Below are 23,420 nucleotides of genomic sequence, written 5' to 3'. Positions count from 1 at the left end.
CGGACGAATGCCGCAATTCTATCCGGGTTCGGCAGCGCGGGCAGGGCAACGCCGTCGCGGGGCATTCGAAATTCGGGGACGGCATCCGAATCGGGCGGTATCCGGGCTGAACGCACATCACGCTGGTACCGGCGTGGCGGTGGACATCACGCCAGCCGATGCCTATCATTCCGCCTCGCCTCGATTCCACACTTCCTGCCCAAACCACGGACTGGCCAAACCAGCCCGCGGGTTTCGTCGCACCTGCGCTGCAAACCTTGCGCGACGCTAGGGCTCCCAACCAGGCGAATGCATGACCCAGCCAGCCATCCTTGCCCTCGCCGACGGTAGCCTGTTCCATGGCCGATCCATCGGCTGCGAGGGAAGCGCGACCGGAGAGGTCGTTTTCAACACGGCAATGACCGGCTACCAGGAAATCCTGACGGATCCCTCGTATGCCCGTCAGATCGTTACGCTGACCTATCCGCACATCGGCAACACCGGCTGCAACGCGGCCGATGCCGAGTCCGACCGCGTCCAGGCGGCCGGTCTGGTCATTCGCGACCTGCCCCTGCTGGCCAGCAACTGGCGCAACGAGGAGAGCCTGGCTGACTACCTGGTCCGACAGGGCATCGTCGCGATCGCCGACATCGACACCCGGCGGCTGACCCGGATCCTGCGCGAGACGGGCGCCCAGGGCGGCTGCATCATCGCCGCGGAGTCACCCTCAGCGGAACGGGCGCTTGCCGCCGCACGCGACTTCCCCGGACTGGCCGGAATGGACCTGGCGAAGGTCGTCAGTGCCGCGCAGCCGTACGCCTGGTCCGAAGGCAGTCACGACCTCGACCGCAACGCCGCGCGGCAGACCCCGGCGACGAAGCATGTGGTCGCCTACGACTTCGGCATCAAGCGCAATATCCTGCGCATGCTCGCCGACCGCGGTTGCCGGGTCAGCGTGGTGCCGGCACAGACGCCGGCCAGCGAGGCACTGGCCCTGCAACCAGATGGCATCTTCCTGTCCAACGGTCCGGGCGATCCGGAACCCTGCGACTACGCGATCGAGGCCATACGCGAGTTCCTCGGTCTGGGCATCCCGATTTTCGGCATCTGCCTGGGCCACCAGTTGCTCGGACTGGCGATCGGTGCACGTACCGTCAAGATGAAGTTCGGCCATCATGGCGCCAACCACCCGGTCATCGACCTGGATAGCGGCCGCGTGATGATTTCCAGCCAGAACCATGGTTTCGCCGTGGACGAGTCGACCCTGCCGGCGACGGCACGGGCCACGCATCGTTCGCTTTTCGATGGTTCCCTGCAGGGCATCGAAGTGACTGGCGCACCAGCGTTCGGCTTTCAGGGGCATCCGGAGGCGAGTCCCGGTCCGCGGGATGTCGCTGCCTTGTTCGATCGTTTCATTCAGTTGATGGAGGCGCGCGCTGTCGGCGTGGCATAGACCCATGAGAAACCCACACTTCCTGTTCCGTTTCGTGCTCGCTGCGATGGCCCTGCTGGCCGCCCCGGCCCTGATCGCTGCCGGTCCGGCCAAGGCCGGCAAATCCTCCGCGGCGCCGAAGGCCCAGGCCACTCTGCGCGAGATCGAATACCCCGACCTCGAAAACAAGATCGGCCAGAAGCTGGTCGTTTACACGACCAACAACACGACGCGCAGCGGCACCCTGGTGCGCTACACCAATGTGACCCTGACCCTGCAACTGGGTCCGGAAGCCGGATCGATCGAACTCGCCGTGCCGCGCAAGGGTGTGCGCAAGGTGATGATCGAGATCGGCCCGGCCGATCCCCTGTTCCTCAACGAAGGCAAACTCCAAGAAGGCGAGTCTGGTGCCAAAACGAACTGATCTGCGCACCATTCTCGTCATCGGCGCCGGCCCGATCGTCATCGGCCAGGCCTGCGAATTCGACTATTCGGGTGCGCAGGCCTGCAAGGCACTCAAGGACGAGGGCTATCGCGTCGTCCTGATCAATTCGAATCCGGCCACGATCATGACCGATCCGGAGACCGCCGACGCGGTCTACATCGAGCCGATCAACGCGCGCATGGTCGAGAAGATCATCGCCAAGGAACGGCCCGACGCGCTGCTGCCGACCATGGGCGGCCAGACCGCGCTGAACTGCGCGCTCGATCTGGCCGATCGCGGCGTGCTCGACAAGTACGGCGTGGAGATGATCGGGGCGTCGCGCGACGCCATTCGCATGGCCGAGGATCGCGAGCTGTTTCGCGTGGCCATGGGTGAAATCGGTCTCGAGTGCCCGAAGGCCGAGGTCGTGCGCAGCTTCGAAGGCGCGCTCGAGGCGCAAGCCAAGGTCGGCTATCCGACCATCATCCGGCCGAGCTTCACCCTCGGCGGTTCGGGGGGTGGCATTGCCTACAATCGCGAGGAATTCGAGGAGATCGTCAAGCGCGGGCTCGATCTGTCGCCGGTCAACGAGGTCCTGATCGAGGAGTCGGTGCTCGGTTGGAAGGAGTTCGAGATGGAAGTTGTCCGCGACAGGGCGGACAACTGCATCATCGTCTGCTCGATCGAGAACTTCGATCCGATGGGCGTGCATACCGGCGACTCGATCACGGTCGCGCCGGCGCAGACCCTGACCGACAAGGAATACCAGCGCTTGCGCGATGCCTCGATCGCGGTTCTGCGCAAGATCGGTGTCGATACCGGTGGCTCCAATGTGCAGTTCGGCATCAATGCCGACGACGGCCGCGTCGTCGTCATCGAAATGAACCCGCGCGTCTCGCGCTCGTCGGCGCTGGCCTCCAAGGCGACCGGTTTCCCGATTGCCAAGGTGGCGGCCAAGCTTGCGGTCGGCTATACCCTCGACGAGCTGCGCAACGAAATCACTGGTGGGCTGACGCCGGCGTCGTTCGAGCCGGCCATCGACTATGTCGTGACCAAGATTCCGCGCTTCGCGTTCGAAAAGTTTCCGGCTGCCGATTCGCGCCTGACCACGCAGATGAAGTCGGTCGGCGAGGTCATGGCGATCGGACGCACGTTCCAGGAGTCGATGCAGAAGGCGCTGCGCGGGCTCGAGACCGGCAAGAACGGCCTGAGTCCGTCTGAGCTCGACCTCGGCGGCGAGGCCGGCATGACCACGCTCAAACGTGAACTGCGCGAGCCGGGTCCTGACCGCATCTTCTACATCGGCGACGGATTCCGGGCCGGGCTCTCGCTGCCCGAGATCTTCGACCTGACTCACGTGGATCCGTGGTTCCTCGCCCAGATCGAGGATCTCGTCCTGGTCGAGAAGGCCGTTGCCCGGCAGGGCCTTGCGGCGATAGATGCCGCCCGCATGCGCGCGCTCAAGCGCAAGGGCTTTTCGGATTCACGGTTGGCCGAATTGCTCGACACCGACGAGAACGCCGTTCGCCACCTTCGCCGTGCCTTCAATGTCAGGCCGGTCTACAAGCGGGTCGATTCGTGTGCGGCCGAGTTCGCCACGACCACGGCCTATCTGTATTCGACCTACGAGGAAGAGTGCGAGGCCGAACCCACCTCGCGCGACAAGATCATGGTGCTCGGCGGCGGTCCCAACCGAATCGGCCAGGGCATCGAGTTCGACTATTGCTGCGTCCATGCAGCGCTCGCCCTGCGCGAGGATGGCTACGAAACCATTATGGTCAACTGCAACCCTGAAACGGTCTCGACCGATTACGACACTTCCGATCGACTCTATTTCGAACCGCTGACGCTCGAGGATGTGCTCGAGATCATCGACAAGGAAAAGCCCCGGGGCGTGATCGTCCAGTACGGTGGGCAGACTCCGCTGAAGCTGGCTCGCGCGCTCGAGGCGGCTGGTGCCCCGATCATCGGCACCTCGCCCGATTCGATCGACCTTGCCGAGGATCGCGAACGCTTCCAGAAGATGATCACGCGACTCGAGTTGGCCCAGCCGCCGAACCGCACGGCCAGGAATGCCGACGAGGCGCTGGCCCTGGCTCGCGAGATCGGCTACCCGCTCGTGGTCCGGCCGAGCTACGTGCTCGGTGGGCGGGCCATGGAGGTTGTCCACGACGACGACGATCTCTCGCGCTACATCCGCGACGCGGTGCGCGTCTCGAACGAGTCACCGGTGCTGCTCGATCGTTTCCTCGACCACGCCACCGAGATCGATGTCGACCTCATCGCCGACGCGGAGGGCAATGTCCTGATCGGCGGGGTCATGGAACATATCGAGGAGGCAGGCGTCCATTCCGGTGATTCCTCATGTTCGCTGCCACCTTACTCGTTGAGCGCGGCGCTGCAGGAACGACTGCGCTTCCAGGTCAGCCAGATGGCGCGCGAACTGAAGGTCGTCGGCCTGATGAACACCCAGTTCGCGATCCAGGGCGAGCAGATCTACGTGCTCGAGGTGAATCCGCGCGCATCGCGCACGGTGCCGTTCGTTTCCAAGGCGACCGGCGTGCCCCTGGCCAAGATCGCCGCGCGCTGCATGGTCGGACGCAGCCTGGCCGAGCAGGGCATGTCCAGCGAGCTGGTGCCGGATTACTTCTCGGTCAAGGAAGCGATCTTTCCGTTCCTCAAGTTCCAGAACGTCGATCCGATCCTCGGTCCTGAAATGCGTTCGACCGGCGAAGTCATGGGCGTCGGACGAACCTTCGGCGAAGCCTTTGCGCGCGCGCACGAAGCGGCCGGCATCGAGCCACCGCAGGTTGGCAAGGCGTTCCTCTCGGTCCGCGAATCGGACAAGCCGAGACTCGTGGCGATTGCCGAGGACCTGCGCCGGCGCGGCTTCGGTCTCGTTGCGACCAGCGGCACCTGCGCCTTCCTGAGCGAACGCGGCATCGTCTGCGAGCGCATCAACAAGGTCATCGAGGGCCGCCCGCATATCGTCGACCTGATCAAGAATCGCGAGATCGTCTTCATCGTCAACACCACCGAGGGCAAGCAGGCGATCGCGGATTCATTCTCGATCCGGCGCCAGGCACTGCAGCAGCGGGTGACGTATTCGACTACCATTTCGGGGGCGCGGGCCTTGCTGCACTCGCTGGATTTCCGTTCCAGCGACAGCGTCAACAGCCTGCAGGAACTGCACAGGGAATTGATTGCATGAATCGAGCTCCAATGACACAGAAGGGCGCGGAGCGACTGCGCGCCGAACTCGAACGCCTCAAGTCGGTCGACCGGCCACGCATCATCCACGCGATCGCCGAAGCGAGGGCGCATGGCGATCTGAAGGAGAACGCCGAGTATCACGCCGCGCGCGAGATGCAGGGTTTTACCGAGGGCCGCATCAAGGAACTGGAAGCCGCCCTCAGCTACGCTGATGTCATCGACATTTCGAAACTCAATGCGGGTTCCAAGGTGGTGTTCGGGGCCACCGTCCTGCTCGCCGACGAGGACAGCGGCGAGGAAGTCACCTACCAGATCGTCGGCGACCTCGAAGCCGACATCAAGCAGAAACTCATCTCCGTGTCGTCGCCATTCGCCCGCGCCCTGATCGGCAAGAGCGAAGGTGACAGTTTCGAGTTCCAGGCCCCGAACGGCACCCGCAACTATGAGATCGTGGAAGTTCGCTACGTGGTCTGATGCGCCATGCAGGAAGGGTCTGATCAAGCAGTAAAGACGTCAGGGCGCCTGCCTGAATGCAAAACGCGCAACGTCGACGCAGACAGGCTGGCCCTCCTTCAAGTGGACGCAAAACCGATCTGCGACGAGGCAGGTGTCGCCTGACCGATTGATTGGTTGATCAAAGGTGGCGTCCGCACGGCTTCCCGCAGGCACCGCGCGCCGCGTCAAGGCAACCCGCCCTCAATTCGCCACGCAGCGCCTGTGGAGAGCCTCCGGAACGCCATGACGACTTCGCTACTCGATCACAGACTCCCTGATGCCGCGGTGGGAGTTGCCAGCCCACGCACCGCAATCGCGATCCCCGTTACCTCATGACCGGGGTGGTGCTGCTGTTGCCGGAGTGGCGGCGTTGCGCAGGGTCGACGCGGGTGGCGACGTCCACCCTGGCCCGCTGGACGTCGCGTGGCGATCGGCTCGACCCGGCGCAAGCGAGCTTCGAGGGCAGCCTCGATTCCTGTTTCGACTGGCCCGGACGCTCGTTTTCGGTCGCCGCACTGAGCCGGCAGGGCGATTGCGGTGATGCGGCGGGTTCGGCATGGCTGCGAGCCGATCCGGCGCATGTGCGGGCCGACATGACGACGGCGCGCATGCTGGCCTGTGGCGAACTCGGGCTCGATCCCGCGGAATGTGCCGACATCGCCCGGGACCTGAAGCCCTTGTTCGGCGATGCCGGCTTCGAATTCGATGCTCCACGCAGCGACCGCTGGTACCTGCGTGCGCCGCCCGGCTCGCAGCTTCCACAATGCGCTACGCCGGACCAGGCCATGGGCGACGACCTCAAGTTGCATCTTCCGGAGGGCGCTTCGGGCAAACGCTGGCGTCAACTGTTCAATGATGCGCAGGTGATCCTGCACAACCATCCGGTCAACTCCAGGCGAGCCGCGCGTGGCGCGGTCAACGTCAACAGCCTGTGGTTCTGGGGCGCGGGCGTGTTGCCGGGTTTCGCGCGCAGCGCGCTCGGCGGCGTGCTCTCCAATCGCGCCGAAATCCGCGCCCTGGCCCAGCTGGCCGGGGTCTCGCCGCTCGCTCTCGAGAGCCGGACATGGCTCGAGGTCGTCGATGCGGTCGCGCCCGCGTCCGCCGTGCTGCTGGATCTGGTCGAACTGCGCGATGCCGCCTTGCAGGACGACTGGCTCGCACCGGCGGAGGCTGCCCTCCGCGGCGGACGCATCGATCAGGCCATGCTGAACTTTGCGTCCGGCGAGCGCTTCCGGATTCGCCGTTCCCATCGCTGGCGCTTCTGGCGTCCGATGCGCGGATTGCAGGCGTGAGCGGACTCGAGTTTCGCCGTCGAAGCCAGGTGTCGGCAGAGGTCGATTGGCCTGCGCAGATGCATCCGGTGCTTCGACGCGTGCTCGCGGCCCGTGGCATTCGCGCCGCCGGCGAGATCGAGCACCGACTTGGCAACATGGCTGCACCGGCAATGCTTGGTGGAATCGAGGCCGCCTGCGCGCTTCTGGAACGGGCAATCCGCGAGAAGCGGAGGATCGTCGTGGTTGGCGATTTCGACTGTGATGGCGCGACCGGGACGGCCGTCGCAGTACGAGGCTTGCGCATGCTCGGCGCAAGCCATGTCGACTTCCGCGTGCCGAACCGGGCGGTGCACGGTTACGGCCTGAGTGCGGCACTGGTGGCGACGCTCGGTGACCCGGCACCCGATCTGATCGTCACTGTCGACAACGGCATCGCCAGCCATGCCGGCATCGACGCGGCGCGGGCGCGCGGCATCGAGGTGCTCGTCACGGACCACCATCTGCCCGCTTCCACGCTGCCTGCCGCCAACGCCATCGTCAATCCGAATCTGGCGGGCGACCGCTTCCCGAGCAAGGCCCTGGCCGGCGTCGGCGTCATGTTCTGCCTGCTGGTCGCGCTGCGCGCGCAGCTGCGCGACTCGGGCTGGTTCACTGGCAGGACTCCCGCGGTTCCCGACCTCGGTGCGCTGCTCGACCTGGTCGCCCTCGGCACGGTCGCCGATCTGGTCCCGCTTGACTTCAACAACCGGGTGCTGGTCGAAGCTGGCATCCGGCGAATTCGCAACGGCAGCGCGTGTCCCGGCGTGCAGGCCCTGCTGCAGGTCTCCGGGCGCGATCCGGCAACGGTGGTATCGAGCGATCTGGGCTATGCGGTGGCCCCGCGCATCAATGCGGCGGGTCGTCTCGAGGACATGGGCGTGGGCATCGAATGCCTGCTGACCGATGACGCTGCCGTTGCCCTGGCTCTGGCAGAGCGCCTCTCGGCGATCAATGCGGAACGTCGCGAGCTGCAGTCGCAAATGACCGGAGAGGCTGAGGCCGCGGTGGCGCGCTGGATCGCCAGGCAGGGCGAAGCACACCTGCCCAGGGGCCTGACCCTGTTCGAAGAGGACTGGCATCCCGGTGTGGTTGGCCTGGTCGCATCGCGCCTCAAGGACCGACTGCATCGTCCGGTCGTGGCCTGCGCGCCGGCCAGTGAAGGCAGCGATGAAGTGCGCGCATCGGCGCGTTCGATCCGAGGCATCCACGTTCGCGACGTGCTGGCCGAGGTCGACGTGCGTTGCCCCGGTCTGATCGATCGTTTCGGCGGCCATGCCATGGCCGCTGGCCTGACCCTGCGACGAACGGCAATGGAGGAATTTTCGAGGATCTTCGATGAAGTGATCCGCGAGCGCGCGGCGGCGGAATTGTTCGAGCCGGTCATGTACACCGATGGCGCGCTGGAACCGGCCGATTTCTCGCTGGCCCTGGCGCGTGAGCTGCGCTATGCGATGCCGTGGGGACAGGGATTCGCTGAACCGGTTTTTGAGAACATCTTCGAAGTCGAGTCCTGGCGCGTCGTCGGCAGCAATCATTGGCGCCTGCAGCTGGCGATGGATGGGCTCGGGCAGCCCTTGCAGGCCATGCTCTTCAATGCAGAGGCGGGTGCGAGACCGCCCGAGCGGCTGCGCGCCGCATATCAGCTCGACATCAACGACTGGAACGGACGCGAGACGTTGCGCCTGCTGCTTCGTCATGTCGTTCCCGCTTGAGGCCTTCCCGAACCGCGGAACATGTGCCATGCAACCCGGTTGTCGGATCGCGCAAACGCGCGCCGGGCGGATCGCAGCGAGGTGCCAGAGCAGAGCGCCGGGCACGCCGCGACCTGCCGACGACCATGGCGAAAGCCCGTCCGGATGCCCGGCCGATCGCTCTGCCACAACGATCGACGCCGCCGGCACGGGCGTTTTCGCGTGCCGCAACCGACCCCGTAAAATGCAGGCATGATCGAATCACGAAAATCCGTCCATGAGCGCTATCTGGGGCATCGCACGACCTACGAAATGGCACTCTGGTTGCTGTTCTACCTGGCCAACACCACGGCCAATTCGCTCGTGGCCCTGATCGAGATGCGCCGGCGAGATCCCGCGTTTCCGGCCTGGGAGCCGGTAGTCTGGGAGTCCAGCAGTACATTGTTGATGCTGGCCCTGCTGCCCCTGGTCGTGTGGTTCACCCGACGTGTTCCGCTGCATTGGGACAATTGGCGACGGCGCTTGCCGCTTTACCTGCTGGCCAGCCTGGTGTTTTCGGTGGTTCACGTCGGCGGCATGGTCGGACTGCGCCAGCTTGCCTATGCCTGGATGGGTGGGCACTACGACTTCGGCCCGGTCCTGCGCGAGTTCTTCTACGAATACCTCAAGGACGTTCGCAGTTTCGCCTGGATGGTCGCGATCATCGAAGTCTACCGTTTCATCCTCAGGCGCCTGCAGGGAGAAGCGAGCCTGCTCGACCTGCCCGATTCCGGCCCGCCGGTCGAGCCGGTCGATCGACCGGATCGCTTCCTGGTTCGCAAGCTCGGTCGCGAATTCCTCGTGGCGGCCGCCGACATCGAGTGGCTGCAGGCCTCGGGCAACTACGTCAACCTGCACGTCAACGGTCGCGACTATCCCTTGCGCAGCACCATCGCGAGCATCGGCGATAGGCTGGCTCCCGACCTGTTCATGCGTGTCCATCGCAGCTACATCGTCAATCTCGACCGAATAGTCTCGATCGAGTCCCTCGATACCGGCGATGCGCGACTGCACATGAAGGACGCGGCCGTCATCCCGTGCAGCCGCCGCCATCGGGCCGAATTGCGTGAACGCGCCGGCGCCTCCGACAGCAGCCGGGTGGCCTGAGCGGGGCAGCCGGGCAGGGGTGCGATTTGCTATCCTTTGCGACCCTCACAGATCCCTGAAAACGCCGTGATCGAGTCCAATCCCATCCATGCCAGCATCGAAGACCTGAAGAGCAGGCTGCACTCGCTCCGGGGGTATCTTTGACTTCGATACGAAGTCGGAACGTCTGGAAGAAGTCAGCCGCGAACTGGAGAATCCCGACATCTGGAACGATCCGGCGCGCGCCCAGGATCTCGGCAAGGAGCGGGCCCAGCTCGAGCGCGTGGTCAAGGGCATCGTCGAGCTGACCCAGGGTCTCGACGACGCGGCCGAGATGCTCGAGCTCGGCGAATCCGAGAACGACGAAGCCGTGGTCGAAGGTGTCGGCAAGGACGTCGAATCGATTGCGCGTCGGGTCGAGAAGCTGGAATTCCAGCGCATGTTCTCGGGCCAGATGGACGCGAGCAATGCCTTCGTCGACATCCAGGCCGGTGCCGGCGGCACCGAAGCGCAGGACTGGGCCGAGATGCTGCTGCGCATGTACTTGCGCTGGGCCGAGGACAAGGGCTGGAAGACCGAGATCCTCGAAGCATCCGCCGGCGAAGTGGCAGGCATCAAGAGCGCGACCTTCAAGGTCGAAGGCGACTACGCCTACGGATGGCTCAAGACCGAAATCGGCGTGCATCGGCTCGTGCGAAAGTCGCCGTTCGATTCGGACAACCGGCGCCACACCAGTTTCACGTCGGTGTTCGTTTCACCCGAAGTCGACGACAACATCGACATCGAGATCAACCCGGCCGACCTCAAGACCGATGTCTATCGTTCATCCGGCGCCGGCGGCCAGCACGTCAACAAGACCGAGTCGGCGGTGCGCATCACGCACGTGCCGAGTGGTGTGGTGGTGGCCTGCCAAACCGGACGAAGCCAGCATGCCAATCGCGACAACGCGATGAAGATGCTGCGTGCCAAGCTCTACGAAATCGAGATCCAGAAGCGCAACGCTGAAAAGGATGCGCTCGAGGCGACGAAGTCGGATATCGGCTGGGGCAGCCAGATCCGCAATTACGTGCTCGACCAGAGTCGGATCAAGGATCTGCGCACCGGCGTCGAGCGCACCGACACGCAGCGCGTGCTCGATGGCGACCTTGATGAATTCATCGAAGCCAGCCTGAAATCAGGGTTGGAAGCTGGGGCCAGGCGCAGTGACGCCTGAGCGCGCACTCCCCCGGATTCCGGCAGGAGCGCGTGGGTCAAGCCGGTGGTCAGTTCCAGGGCGTCGACAAGTCGGGGCGGTGCACGTGAATCGAGTGGTGACTGCGCTCGACTATCCTGCCGAACTGCTTTTTCATTGCTTCGGCCGACTCGTCCGATTCTGGAATCGCGCTATCCTTCGTGGCTTCGCCGCAACTTCTTCTGGACGCGTCCGCCTCCCGGGTGCGCCCAGATTCCCGCCGTGTTTTTTCTGTGAGCGACTCCGATGACGGCCAACTCCACTTCTAAACCTCCCGTTGATGCACTTGCCGATGCAGCCGCACCGGCGGATGAGAACAAGTTGATTGCCGAACGCCGGGAGAAACTTCACGGTCTGCGCCAGAAAGGCAATGCCTATCCGAACGACTTCCGGGTGGACACATTCGCCGGTGACCTGCAGGCCGAGTTTGCCGACGCCGAGTGCTGGACCGCCGAGGTCCTGGGCGAAAAGGCCCGGCGTGTTCGCGTGGCCGGCCGCATGCTGGCCCGCCGCATCATGGGTAAAGCAAGCTTCGTGCAGATCCAGGACATGAGCGGGCAGATCCAACTGTTCCTGCAGGGGTCCACGCTCGGCGACACCTATGCCGATTTCAAGGGCTGGGATATCGGCGATATCGTCGGCGCCGAAGGCGAGCTGATGCGCACCCGGACCGGTGAACTTTCGATCAAGGCCGATTCATTGCGGCTATTGACCAAATCGCTGCGTCCTCTGCCGGACAAGTGGCACGGACTGGCCGATATCGAACAGCGCTACCGGCAGCGTTACGTCGACCTGATCGTGACGCCGGAGTCGCGACGGACATTCATGCTGCGATCGCGCGCGATAGGCTTCATGCGCCAGTGGCTTGAGGCCTCGCCGCGCAGATTCATGGAAGTCGAGACGCCGATGATGCACGTGATACCGGGCGGCGCCACGGCGCGTCCCTTCGCCACCCATCACAATGCGCTCGACCTCCAGTTGTACCTGCGCGTGGCGCCCGAGCTCTACCTCAAACGGCTGGTCGTGGGCGGCTTCGAGCGCGTCTACGAGATCAACCGCAACTTCCGCAACGAAGGCGTGTCGACGCGGCACAATCCCGAGTTCACCATGCTCGAGCTGTATCAGGCCTATGCCGGTTACGAGGAGATCATGGACCTGACTGAAGCCCTGCTGCGCGAGACTGCAAGCGCAGCTCTCGGTCGGACCAGGTTGACCTGGGAGGGCAGGGACATCGATCTCGGGCCGCCATTCCGGCGCTGGCGCATGGACGACGCCGTGCTCGAGCACAATCCAGAAATCCGGCGCGATCAATTGCACGACCGTACTGCAATGGCTGCCCATTGCGCGCGCCTGAAGATCCCGGTCAAGGCCGATCAGGGCTGGGGCAAGCTGCTGCTGTCGATTTTCGAGGAGACCGTGGAGTCGGCTCTGATCCAGCCGACCTTCATCACCGCGCATCCGGTCGAGGTCTCGCCGCTAGCCCGCGAAAGCGATACGGATCCGGGAATCACCGATCGATTCGAGTTGTTCGTGGGCGGCAAGGAACTCGCCAATGGCTTTTCCGAACTCAATGACCCCGAAGATCAGGCCGCGCGTTTCAAGGCACAGGTCGATGCGAAGGCGGCCGGCGACGACGAAGCAATGCATTTCGATGCGGACTATATCCGCGCCCTCGAGTATGGCTTGCCGCCTACCGGAGGCCTCGGCATCGGCGTCGACAGATTTGTCATGCTGCTGGCCGATGTCGCCTCGATTCGCGATGTACTGTTGTTTCCCTACATGCGTCCTGAAGCCTGATTCTCTCGATCGGACGGCGACTGTTCTGGATCGGCGAAAGCACCCTGAACTCGACCGACGGGGCATCGCCCCGAAGTCGTCGCACCCGTCTCGCCAGGTTCGGGCCGGAACGAGGCCAAGACCCGGCCAGAGGCGGTGTTCTGGGTGCCGGAACAAGCTCCGCGGGCCATCCAGTGTGATAGCCTTCGGGCCGTGACTGACTTGGGCGTATCGATGGGTCCCGAGCTTGCTTGGCCGGGCTGGATCAGGCTGGCGGGTATCCGCCCAGATTTGATCGTGGCGCTGCGGGGCCTGCTGGAGAAATTCGCGTGAACGTACTGATCGTCGACGATCAACCCTCCGCTCGCACGATGCTTCGACACGTCGTCGAAGGAATCGGCCCGGTCGTGCACGTGTCGGATTTCGGCAACCCGATCGACGCCCTGCACTGGTCGGAAAGCAACAGCACCGACCTGCTCCTGCTCGACTATCGCATGCCGGAAATGGATGGACTCGAGTTTGCCCGGCGTTTCCGGCGCCCGTTGTCGCGTCGGGATGTCCCGATCATCCTGATCAGCGTGGTCGGCGACGAGCCTGTGCGCCAGGCGGCGCTCGATGCCGGCGTCATCGATTTTCTGGTCAAGCCTGTGCGACCACGCGAGCTGCGGTCGCGCTGCAAGAACCTGCTGCAGATGCGTCGCCAGGGCGAAACGGTCAAGGAACGGGCGCGCTCGCTCGAGCAGAAGGTGCTCGAAGGGGTCCAGGAAGTCGAACAGCGCGAGCGCGAAATGCTGTTCCGCCTGGCCAAGGCCATCGAATACCGTGACTTCGGGACCGGTGCACACCTCCTGCGCATGGCGCGCTATTGCGAGCTGATCGCGGAGGAACTCGGCATGCCGGAAGATGACGTACGCATCCTCACCCTGGCCGCGCCGCTGCACGATATCGGCAAGATTGGCGTTCCCGACTCGATCCTTCTCAAGCGGGGTAGCCTTACCGACGAGGAAATGGCCGCCATGCGCAAGCACCCGCTGATCGGCTTCGAGATACTGCGCGACAGCCAGAGCCGCTTCGTCCAGACAGGAGCCCAGATTGCACTGCGCCACCACGAGCGTTGGGATGGCAGCGGCTATCCGGACGGACTCAAGGGAGAGCAGATCCCCTTGAACGCCCGCATCGTCGCCATTGCCGACGTCTTCGACGCCCTGACCTCCGAACGTCCTTACAAGCGTGCATGGAGCAATCAGGAAGCGTTCAGTTACCTGAAGGAGCACGCTGGCACGCTATTTGATAGTGCTTGTGTCGAGGTTTTGCTGGCGAACAAGGCGCGTATTGCCGAAATCCAGCAAGCCAACCTGGCACCATCCGGCTTCGGATTCTGAAAGGTCCGAGGTGCGTGCCGAGGGAGACGGCCGAATGCGCTCGACGCTGGAAAACCTGCGGTCCAAGTTCGAAAAGCGCCCCGACAGCGAACACGGGCAGGCCATGGTGCGTCTGGCCATCGTCGGGATCTGGCTGATCTATTTGCTGGGAGCGGCGTCGACCCAGGGATTTGGCGGACCCATGCTGCCGCGGGCGATGCTGATCCTGTTCGTCGAAACCTGTGTTGGCGCAGGAATTCTTGCGCACATGGCGCTGAACCCAGGCGTATCGCATGTGCGTCGCTGGATCGGCATGGTCAGCGATTATGCCGCCATGGGTGCGATGATGACCCTTGGCGCACAGCTCGCCCCCCTTTATGTCATCTACCTCTGGGTCACGATCGGCAATGGCCTGCGCTACGGACCTCGCTATCTTTTCGCCGCCGTTTGCCTGGCCGTGGCGTCCTTCCTTGCGGTCATCCTCGCTACGCCGTACTGGCGCGAAAACGCGCCGCTGGCCTGGGGGCTGCTCGGTGGGCTGATCCTGATTCCGGGCTATCTGACGTCGCTGCTGCGCGCGCTGACGCGAGCAACCGAAGACGCGCGACGGGCCAACGAGGCCAAGAGCCTGTTCGTCGCCAACATGAGCCACGAATTCCGGACCCCCCTGAACGGCATCGTCGGCATGACCGAACTGCTGACCACGACCCGGCTCAGCGCCGAGCAGCGCGAGTTCGCCGAGGTCATGCAGGCTTCTGCCCGGTCGCTGCTGAGCCTGATCGAGGATGTCCTCGACATCTCCAAGATCGAATCGGGCAAGCTAAAGCAGAAACCGACCGACTTCAAACTCTCGGAAATGTTGCGCAGCGTCCAGTTGATGCTGCAATCGACCGCCGTGGAAAAAGGCTTGCGCTTTGAGATCGGCGTCGACGAAACCTTGCCCGATGACTATTTCGGCGACGTCGACCATCTGCGCCAGGTCCTTGTGAACCTGGTGTCGAACGCAGTGAAGTTCACCGAACACGGGCATGTTGCAGTGAACGTCGGCCTGCGGGCTCCGCGCAGGGAAAACCGCATCCCGTTGCGATTCTCGATTCGAGACACGGGCGTCGGTATCCCCGAGGAAGCGCAGGGTCGGATCTTCAATGCGTTCGAACAGGCCGACCGCGGCCATTCGCGCCAGTTTGGCGGCACCGGACTCGGTACGACCATTGCCAAGTCCCTGGTCGAGCTGATGGGGGGCACGATCGGGTTCGACAGCAAACCAGGCGTCGGGTCCCATTTCTGGGTCGACCTGGATCTGGCCTCGGCAACGAAAGCCATCCGTCCGGTCCAGACTCCGGTCGCAGGTGCCGGGAAGAATGTCATCGCATTTGCCGACCCGTTCGTGCGCCACCGCGCGCGTGTGCGCAGCCTGCAATTGCTCGTTGCCGATGACCAGCAGGCCAACCTGACCGTGTTGCGCCGGATGCTGGAGAAGGCCGGCCACCAGGTCCGTTCCGTGCTTGGTGGCGAGGAGGTGCTCAACGCCATCGAAAACGAAGGTTTCGATGCGGTCATCATCGATCTGCACATGCCCGGGATCAGCGGCATCGACGCGATCAAGCAGGCCAGGGTCATGCAGACCGGTTCCGAGCGTACTCCCTTCCTGGTGCTCAGCGCGGATGCGACGGCCGACACCATGCGCGCTGCGGAACGCGCCGGGGCACGCGCCTTTCTGACCAAGCCGATCTCGGTGTCGCGGCTGCTCGATACGCTGGCCGAGATCGCCCTTGGATCCGCAACGACGATGGTCAAGGCCGTGGAGGACGAATCCGGGGGCGTGACCAACAGTGCCGGTGCGGGTGCCGATGAAATCATCTCGAACCAGGTGCTCGAGGAGCTGAGGGAGATGCAGTTGGGTGATGCATTCCTCGCCTCGTTCATCGACGAGTGCATTCGCGATTCGGTGCGCTGCATCGCCGATCTCGAGAAGGCGGCCCTGGAGGGAAACTGGGAAGCGTTCCGCGATCAGTGCCATGCCCTCAAGGGCGTCGCCGGAAACATGGGGGCGGTGAGACTGGCCAGCCGCGCATCTGAATACATGCGCACGGGCCAGTGGGACATCGCGCGCGACTGGCGTTCGGCGACCGAAGAATTGTCGATTCAGCTTGAGCGAGCGAAGACCGCGCTCAAGCTTTCGCTTGCTCAACGCAAGAGCGAGGCGGAGCCGGAACTCCGCTGAAATCCGCCTCGCTTCGATTGGCCCATCGCCGGTACAGGGCTCAGCGTCCTGCACCGACCGCCATTTCGTCATGGACTGCAGATTCGGCGCGAGTCGCCACCGGGCGCTTTTCCTGCGCGCGAACGAGCCGCTCCATGGTCCGCAGGGATTTTTCGCCAAGCTGCATGGCGGTATCCACCCATATTTCGGTGACCTGCATCAATTCCATGAGATTGACGGGCTGGGCGATCTCGCGAACCCGATTCATCGCACCACGGGCGTGGGAGATGCGCTGGTTACGACGGATGAACTCGTGCACCGCCTGCACACCTTCTCCGCGCGGCACGATCATGTCGACGATGCCCAGCTTGTGCAGTTCCTCGACCGGATAGATTGAGCCGTCGAGCATCATTTCCTCGGCCGTTTTCGGTGCCACGCGCTTGCACAGGAACGAATACGCGCCCATGCCGGGGAAGAGATCGAAGAGCACTTCCGGGAAACCCATGCCGACACCTTCTTCGGCGATGATCGTCTGGCAGGAGAGGGCAGCTTCGAACCCCCCTCCCAGCGCATCCCCCTGGACCAGTGCAATGCTGTGCGCATTCCGGTTCAGATGAGCGTGGAACGCATAGACGCCCTCGACGCATTGGCGTGCATAGGCCAGCAGGTGCTCGCGGTTGCGTTCGCGGATCAGGCGACAGAAGAGATCAAGATCGCCGCCCAGGTTGAATACGTCGGAATCGGAAGCCAGAACAATGTGGGCAAGCCTCGAATCGGAGTTCGCGGCAATCGTCGTCAGTCGGTCGGCTGCGCGCTTCTGGAATTCCCGGATCTCGCGAATCAATTGCGGCGAAAAGCACGCCCTGTATCCGCTGGCCCGGGGGAAATTCCGGGCATGCATGAAGCACCAATGGGTATTGGAGGCCAGGTCCTCCTGCGAGCGCAGAAGGCGATAATCATGGTCACGGCGAAGCAGTTCGATGGCGGTCATGGGGGCATTTCCTTTAGGGCAATCTGCCGCCTACCGGATCGCGCGGGATGAGCGGCAAGTGCTCAACACCTGAAGGGCGCGTTCCCCTTGAACACGCCCGCGATCGAATTCAGTCTAGCGCAAATCTTGACAACAGCTGCCGAAACGGCTAGCGACATTGTGTGACGTAACGCACACTTTTGTGTCCGGCGTCGCCGCGGCAGCGCGTACCATAGTCCCGGTCGTCCCCTCTTGGCCCGATTTGTGCTGGTGCAGGGAGGATGATGGTGCGCGAATTGCGATGAATGATTGCAGCCGGCGGTACCAGATGGGGGTGGACTGCTTTGGGCTTTTGGGAGGCGTTCGAATGAGTCTTGATTCACCGGAACGATATTTGCGTCACGCGCGAATGCCGATCCGATCGATCGTGCTGATCAGCATGGGTCCGCTGTCGTGGGTTACCGAGGTCGAGAACATCTCGGCGACCGGCCTGCTGGCGCAGCGACCAGAGGACTGGGACGCGAGCGCCGGTGAGCGGTGCGTCCTCGATCTTCTGGTCGGCGATGATCTGCACATTCATCTGGAAGCCAACGTTACCCGGCTCACCCAAAGCCACGTCGGCTTTGCCTATACGAGTATTCCCGAAGACAAGGAGCATGCGCTCTGGGGCCTGCTCGGCCAGTACGCCGACTACATCGACCGCCCCGACGAGGCGAAATCGGCGGACTGAAGCGTCGCGGGCAGCATCGCGGGGTTCGGGCAACCACTGCGGGCCTGGCGCGGCGTCCGCGCGGATATCCCGGAATCGCCAGCCTGGCCTCGATTCCCCCAGCGGAGTTCCACGCTCGACAATGTCCTGCGGCTGCTCAGCCGGCCTTGGCCTGCTCCTCGCGAAGTTCCCTGCGTAGGATCTTGCCGACGTTGCTCTTCGGCAAAGAATCGCGAAACTCGATGTACTTGGGCTGTTTGTAACCGGTCAGCTCGGTCCGGCAATGGGCCCGGATGGCCTCTTCGGTGAGCGAAGGATCCTTCTTGACGATGACCAACTTGACCGCCTCGCCGGACTTCGGGTCCGGAACGCCGATCGCCGCGACCTCGAGGATGCCTGGCATGCAGGCGACCACATCCTCGATCTCATTCGGGTAGACGTTGAAACCCGACACCAGGATCATGTCTTTCTTGCGATCGACGATGTAGAAGAAGCCTTTTTCGTCCATGCGGGCGATGTCACCGGTATGCAGCCAGCCCTGCGGGTCGATGATCTTTGCGGTTTCCTCCGGGCGGTTCCAGTAACCCTTCATGACCTGCGGGCCACGCACGCAGAGTTCACCTGTCTCGCCGACCGGCAAGATCTGGCCATCGTCGCTCTGGATGGTCACGTCGGTGGACGAAATCGGCAGCCCGATCGATCCGTTGTATTCGCTGATGTCGAGCGGATTGATGCAGACCGCCGGCGAGGTCTCGGTGAGGCCATAGGCTTCGGCAAGGGTGGAGCCTGTCACTCTCTTCCAGCGCTCGGCAACAGAGCGCTGCACGGCCATGCCGCCACCGAGGGTCATGCGCAGGTTGGAAAAATCGAGCTTTTCGAAGCCCGGAGTATTGAGCAGTCCATTGAATAGGGTATTGACTCCGGTCAGGCTGGTGTAGCGGATCTTCCCCAATTCGGCGACGAAGCCCGGCATGTCGCGCGGATTCGTGATCAGATGGTTGTGCCCGCCAATTTTCATGAAGGTCAGGCAGTTCGCCGTCAAGGCGAAGATGTGATAGAGCGGCAGCGCCGTGACGATCACTTCCTCGCCTTCGGTCATGTCGCTGCTGATCCAGGCGCTGGCCTGCTGCATGTTCGCGATCATGTTCCGATGCGTCAGCATCGCACCCTTGGCAACGCCGGTCGTGCCACCCGTATATTGCAGGAATGCGATGTCGCCGGCATCGACCTCGGGCTTCGGCAGCGGCTTGCCGGCGCCGCGTCGCAGGGCATCCCTGAATCGAACCGCGCCGGGGATGTCGTACGGAGGCACCATCTTCTTCACGTGCTTGACGACGAAGTTGGTGATCACCGACTTCGGAAACGACAGCATGTCGCCGATTCCGGTGGTCACAACGTGCTCGGTCGGTGTGTCCTTGTTCACGCTGGCCACGGTTTCGGCGAAATTGTCGAGGACGACGATGACCTTTGCGCCTGAATCAACCAGTTGATGCCGGAGTTCGCGCGCCGTGTACATGGGATTCGTGTTGACCACGACCATGCCGGCGCGCAGGGCGCCGCAGATCGCGATCGGATACTGCAGGACGTTCGGCATCATCATGGCGATGCGATCGCCCTTGGAGCAATTCAGCTCGTTGACCAGAAATACCGCGAACTGGCGACTCAGGGTGTCGAGCTCTCCATAACTGATGGTTCGACCCATGTTCGAAAACGCCGGACGATGCCGGAAGCGCTCGAAGCAGCTTTCGAGCAGGGAAAGGATGGATGGATACTGGTCGAGGTCGATCTCGTGGGGGACGCCTTTCGGATAGTTGTTCAGCCAGGGTCGATAGTTGCTGCCAGACATGCGTCCTCCAGTGTTTCCAGCCGCGCGCAAGGCCAATGGGGCCTGCGCGTAATCTCATATACCATCGAGCCCGTACGCGTGCGTATCCGCATGATTCCAACACAGTGGTAGAACCGGCATCAAGGCGCAGTGCAGCGTCTTCCCGCTGGCCGACGAGGCAACTGCAGGATCAAGGAGGCACCCCGTGTCATCGCAAAGACCGCACTCCACAGGGCCGGGCAAGCCGCGTCGCTCCCAGTATGCCGCGCTGGCGCTGCTGGCGCTGATTTTCGCCGTCGGCATGCCTGCCTGCTCGCGACCCTCCGACGAGCAGCAGTTGCGGGCCGCCCTGGCGGAAATGCAGGAGGCCATGGAGGCCGGCAAGCCCGCGGACTTCATGCGCCACATCGCGGATGACTTCACCGGCGCGCAGGGCGGCGTCGATCGCGAGGGCCTGCACAACGTGCTCCGGGGACAGGTACTCGCCAACGCCCGCATAGGCGTCAGCCTTGGACCGATCGACGTCGAACTCCAGGATTCGCGGGCCACCGTGCAAGTGACCGCGACCTTCACCGGTGGCAGCGGGCGATGGCTGCCAGAGCGCGGCGCCATGTACCGCATCGTCAGCGGGTGGCGCAGGCAATCCGGGCGCTGGCTGTGTGTAAACGCGCGCTGGGAGCAGCTGCTTTGAGCGCGTGCGCGCTGCAGCGCGCACGCTCCTGACGTGGTCCTGGCCCTCCTCAGGCGGCCTTGCCCGAGCCTGCCAGCTGCCTGAGCACGTAGGGAAGGATGCCGCCGTGGCGGAAGAACTCGCGCTCCTTGGGGGTCGCCAGCAGGACATCGACCTTGAACTCCTTGCGCTTGCCGTCGGCCCCGGTCGCCACCACGGTGGCCTCCTGCGACATGCCGTCCTCGAGTCCGGTGATGTCGAAGCGCTCGCGACCGCTCAGTCCGAGCGATCTTGCGCTCTCGCCCGCCTTGAAGCGACAGGGCAGCACACCCATGCCAACCAGGTTCGAGCGATGGATGCGCTCGAAGCTTTCGGCGATGACGGCCTTGACCCCGAGCAGCAGGGTGCCCTTGGCTGCCCAATCGCGTGATGAACCGGTGCCGTATTCCTTGCCGGCGATGACGACCAGGGGCGTTCCTTCGGCCTTGTACTTCATGGCCGCGTCGTAGATCGGCATTTCCTCGCCTGACGGAATGTGCACGGTGTAGCCGCCTTCGACGCCATCGAGCATCTGGTTGCGGATACGGATGTTGGCGAACGTGCCGCGTACCATCACGTCGTCGTTGCCGCGCCGCGAGCCGTAGGAATTGAAGTCCTTGGGTTGCACGCCGCGGCCGATCAGATAGCGTCCGGCCGGGGAATCCTTCTTGATCGATCCCGCCGGCGAGATGTGGTCGGTGGTGATCGAGTCGCCGAACAGGCCGAGCACGCTGGCCCCGTGGATGTCCTCGATCTTGCCGACCGCCATGGTCATGCCGTCGAAATAGGGCGGATTCTTCACGTAGGTCGAGTCGTCCCATGCATACTGGTTGCCGTCCGGCGAGGCGATGTGGTTCCAGCGCGAATCGCCCTTGAACACATCGGCATAGTTGTCCTTGAACATCTCGGGATTGATCGCGCCGGCAATGGTGTCGCTGACTTCCTTGTTCGTCGGCCAGATGTCCTTCAGGTAGACCGGCTTGCCATCGCGGTCGACGCCGAGCGGGTCGGTTTCGAGGTTGATGTCGATGGTGCCGGCCAATGCATAGGCGACGACCAGGGGCGGTGAGGCCAGGTAGTTCATCTTGACCTCCGGATGCACGCGCCCTTCGAAATTGCGGTTGCCGGACAGCACCGAAGCGACGGCAAGGTCCCCTTCGGCGATCTCCTTGCTGATCTCGGAGGGCAGGGGGCCGGAGTTGCCGATGCAGGTGGTGCAGCCGTAGCCGACCACATAGAAGCCGACCTTCTCCAATTCGTGCAGCAGGCCGGTCTTCTTCAGGTAATCGGTGACGACGAGGGAGCCCGGACCCAGCGAGGGCTTGACCCACGGTTGCGATTTGAGTCCGCGCGCCGCAGCCTTCCTGGCCAGCAGGCCCGCCGCCAGCATTACCGCCGGGTTGGAGGTGTTCGTGCACGAGGTGATCGCGGCGATGACCACGGCGCCGTCGCGCAGTGGGGCCTTCGGCACGTGCGGTCCGGCCGCACAGGCGCTGGCGTCGTGGCCGACCGAAGTCGAGCCGCCTTCGCCCTCGAAGCGGCCAACCGTGACGTCACGCGGCTTGCGGCCGACGGTCAGGCCGGCCAGCGCCGCTTCGAAGCTCTGCTGCATGTCGCCGAGCAGGACCCGATCCTGCGGCCGCTTCGGACCGGCCATGGAGGGTTTGACCGTGGCCAGGTCGAGTTCCAGGGTCGCGCTGAATTCGGCTTCGGGCGAACTTTCGTCGTGCCAGAAACCCTGGGCCTTCGCATAGGCTTCGACCAGGGCGATCTGTTCTTCGCTGCGCCCGGACAGGCGCAGATAGGCGATCGATTCCGAGTCGATCGGGAAGATTCCGCAGGTGGCGCCGTACTCGGGTGCCATGTTGGCGATGGTCGCGCGGTCGGCCAGCGGCAGGTGCCTGAGGCCATTACCGAAAAATTCGACGAACTTGCCGACCACACCGTGCTTGCGCAGCATCTGGGTCACGGTCAGCACGAGGTCGGTCGCGGTGACGCCTTCGCCGAGCTTGCCGGTGAGCTTGAAGCCAACCACCTGCGGAATCAGCATCGAAGAGGGTTGTCCAAGCATGGCGGCTTCGGCCTCGATGCCGCCGACACCCCAGCCGAGCACCCCAAGACCGTTGATCATCGTCGTATGCGAGTCAGTGCCGAAGACGGTGTCCGGGAACGCCCAGTCGACGCCGTCCTTGGTGCCGGTCATGACGACGCGGGCGAGATGCTCGAGATTGACCTGGTGCACGATGCCGGTCCGCGGCGGCACCACCTTGAAGTTGTTGAAGGCCTTCTGGCCCCAGCGCAGGAAGGCATAGCGCTCCTGGTTGCGTTCGAACTCGATCTCGACGTTCTCGTCGAGCGAATGCACCGAGCCGAATGAATCCACCTGCACCGAATGATCGATCACCAGTTCGGCCGGCGCCAGCGGATTGATCAGGGTCGGATCGCCACCGAGGGCGACCATCGCATCGCGCATGGCAGCAAGGTCGACCACGCAGGGGACGCCGGTGAAGTCCTGCAGGACCACGCGCGCCGGCATGAACGAGATCTCGGTCGAAGGCTCGGCCGTGGCCTGCCAGTTGGCCACGGCGGCAATCTGCTTGTCGGTGACCTCGATGCCATCCTCGTGACGTAGCAGGTTCTCGAGCAGGATCTTCATTGAATACGGCAGCTTCCGGAGGTCGAACTGCCGGCCCAGCCTGGCCAGACTCGCGTAGCGGTATTTCTTTCCGTTGACCTCGAGGCTGTCGTTTGTCGAAAAGCTGTCGTTCATGGCGATTCTCCTGGCTGAGAAGGGGCTGGCCTGTGCGGGCGTCTGCTGCGATGGCTATCGTATCGCGAAGCGCCGTATCGGTCGCGGCCGTTGCCTCCGAAGGAAGCGGGCATCGGCATCGCCGATGCCCCGGGCGGGGCCAGGCTGACGCCTGTCGCGTTGCAGGCAAGTCCACGGAAACGCTAAAATCGCCG

At 63.7% G+C, this 23,420-nt stretch carries 16 protein-coding genes; 13 read left to right on the top strand and 3 right to left on the bottom strand.

From position 1 onward, the window contains the following. Positions 1-292: 292 nt before the first annotated feature. The 11 genes from carA to BM125_RS09810 all read left to right on the top strand — a co-directional run bounded on the left by carA (position 293) and on the right by BM125_RS09810 (position 16,264). Positions 293-1,432 carry a glutamine-hydrolyzing carbamoyl-phosphate synthase small subunit gene (carA, locus tag BM125_RS09855; RefSeq protein WP_092407446.1) on the top strand — a complete coding sequence of 380 codons (1,140 nt, stop codon included), beginning with the start codon at positions 293-295 and terminating at the stop codon, positions 1,430-1,432. Between the two features lie 4 nt (positions 1,433-1,436). Further along, entirely contained in the window at positions 1,437-1,835 is a 399-nt protein-coding gene (locus BM125_RS09850; protein ID WP_139224937.1) for a hypothetical protein, read from the top strand. After that, a complete protein-coding gene (gene carB, locus BM125_RS09845; RefSeq protein WP_092407442.1) occupies positions 1,819-5,046 on the top strand; it encodes a carbamoyl-phosphate synthase large subunit in 3,228 nt (1,075 codons plus the stop codon). Before BM125_RS09850 ends, carB begins: the two co-directional genes overlap by 17 nt. Further along, positions 5,043-5,522 (top strand): transcription elongation factor GreA, encoded by a 480-nt coding sequence (gene greA, locus BM125_RS09840; RefSeq protein ID WP_092407440.1) that lies wholly within the window; start codon positions 5,043-5,045, stop codon positions 5,520-5,522. Before carB ends, greA begins: the two co-directional genes overlap by 4 nt. A gap of 410 nt (positions 5,523-5,932) precedes the next feature. Next, on the top strand, positions 5,933-6,835 hold the full coding sequence (locus BM125_RS20635; RefSeq protein ID WP_245778871.1) for a phosphoglycerate mutase: 903 nt from the start codon (positions 5,933-5,935) through the stop codon (positions 6,833-6,835). A gap of 59 nt (positions 6,836-6,894) precedes the next feature. Further along, positions 6,895-8,568, top strand: coding sequence for a single-stranded-DNA-specific exonuclease RecJ (gene recJ, locus BM125_RS09835; RefSeq protein ID WP_245778876.1), 1,674 nt, complete (start codon positions 6,895-6,897; stop codon positions 8,566-8,568). Positions 8,569-8,799: 231 nt separating this feature from the next. Continuing rightward, complete coding sequence (locus BM125_RS09830; RefSeq protein WP_092407436.1) at positions 8,800-9,693, top strand: LytTR family DNA-binding domain-containing protein; 894 nt, start codon at positions 8,800-8,802, stop codon at positions 9,691-9,693. Positions 9,694-9,759: 66 nt separating this feature from the next. Further along, positions 9,760-10,885 (top strand): peptide chain release factor 2 gene (prfB, locus tag BM125_RS09825; protein ID WP_139224936.1). Its coding sequence is split into 2 segments (ribosomal slippage): positions 9,760-9,834 and positions 9,836-10,885, totalling 1,125 coding nucleotides; the frame shifts between segments, so codons are not numbered across the junction. Positions 10,886-11,149: 264 nt separating this feature from the next. Beyond that, entirely contained in the window at positions 11,150-12,700 is a 1,551-nt protein-coding gene (gene lysS, locus BM125_RS09820) for a lysine--tRNA ligase (protein ID WP_092407434.1), read from the top strand. Positions 12,701-12,930: 230 nt separating this feature from the next. Continuing rightward, entirely contained in the window at positions 12,931-14,061 is a 1,131-nt protein-coding gene (locus BM125_RS09815; RefSeq protein ID WP_425429610.1) for an HD domain-containing phosphohydrolase, read from the top strand. A 34-nt stretch (positions 14,062-14,095) separates the two neighbouring features. Beyond that, positions 14,096-16,264, top strand: a complete 2,169-nt coding sequence (locus BM125_RS09810) for an ATP-binding protein (protein ID WP_139224935.1) — start codon at positions 14,096-14,098, stop codon at positions 16,262-16,264. Between the two features lie 40 nt (positions 16,265-16,304). On the opposite strand, the gene BM125_RS09805 is transcribed toward BM125_RS09810, so the two are convergent. Next, a complete protein-coding gene (locus BM125_RS09805) occupies positions 16,305-17,234 on the bottom strand; it encodes a crotonase/enoyl-CoA hydratase family protein (protein WP_092407428.1) in 930 nt (309 codons plus the stop codon). Between the two features lie 307 nt (positions 17,235-17,541). On the opposite strand from BM125_RS09805, the gene BM125_RS09800 reads away from it, so the two are divergent. Then, on the top strand, positions 17,542-17,943 hold the full coding sequence (locus BM125_RS09800) for a PilZ domain-containing protein (protein ID WP_342741295.1): 402 nt from the start codon (positions 17,542-17,544) through the stop codon (positions 17,941-17,943). Between the two features lie 136 nt (positions 17,944-18,079). Here the strand turns inward: BM125_RS09800 and BM125_RS09795 are convergent, their stop codons facing one another. After that, the gene (locus tag BM125_RS09795; protein WP_092407424.1) at positions 18,080-19,768 is read right to left on the bottom strand and encodes an AMP-binding protein; all 1,689 of its coding nucleotides are present in this window, start codon (positions 19,766-19,768) and stop codon (positions 18,080-18,082) included. A gap of 184 nt (positions 19,769-19,952) precedes the next feature. Here BM125_RS09795 and BM125_RS09790 point away from each other — a divergent pair, with 184 nt between their 5' ends. Beyond that, entirely contained in the window at positions 19,953-20,438 is a 486-nt protein-coding gene (locus tag BM125_RS09790; RefSeq protein ID WP_092407422.1) for a Cif family virulence factor, read from the top strand. A gap of 49 nt (positions 20,439-20,487) precedes the next feature. On the opposite strand, the gene acnA is transcribed toward BM125_RS09790, so the two are convergent. Continuing rightward, positions 20,488-23,226: an aconitate hydratase AcnA gene (acnA, locus tag BM125_RS09785; protein ID WP_092407420.1), complete on the bottom strand. Its 2,739-nt coding sequence runs from the start codon at positions 23,224-23,226 to the stop codon at positions 20,488-20,490. Positions 23,227-23,420 lie beyond the last annotated feature (194 nt).

The sequence above is a fragment of the Dokdonella immobilis genome, from assembly GCF_900115085.1.
GTDB lineage: Bacteria > Pseudomonadota > Gammaproteobacteria > Xanthomonadales > Rhodanobacteraceae > Dokdonella > Dokdonella immobilis.
The sequence above is the reverse complement of the archived record's forward strand: the minus strand, read 5'-3'. Positions and strand labels throughout refer to the sequence as shown.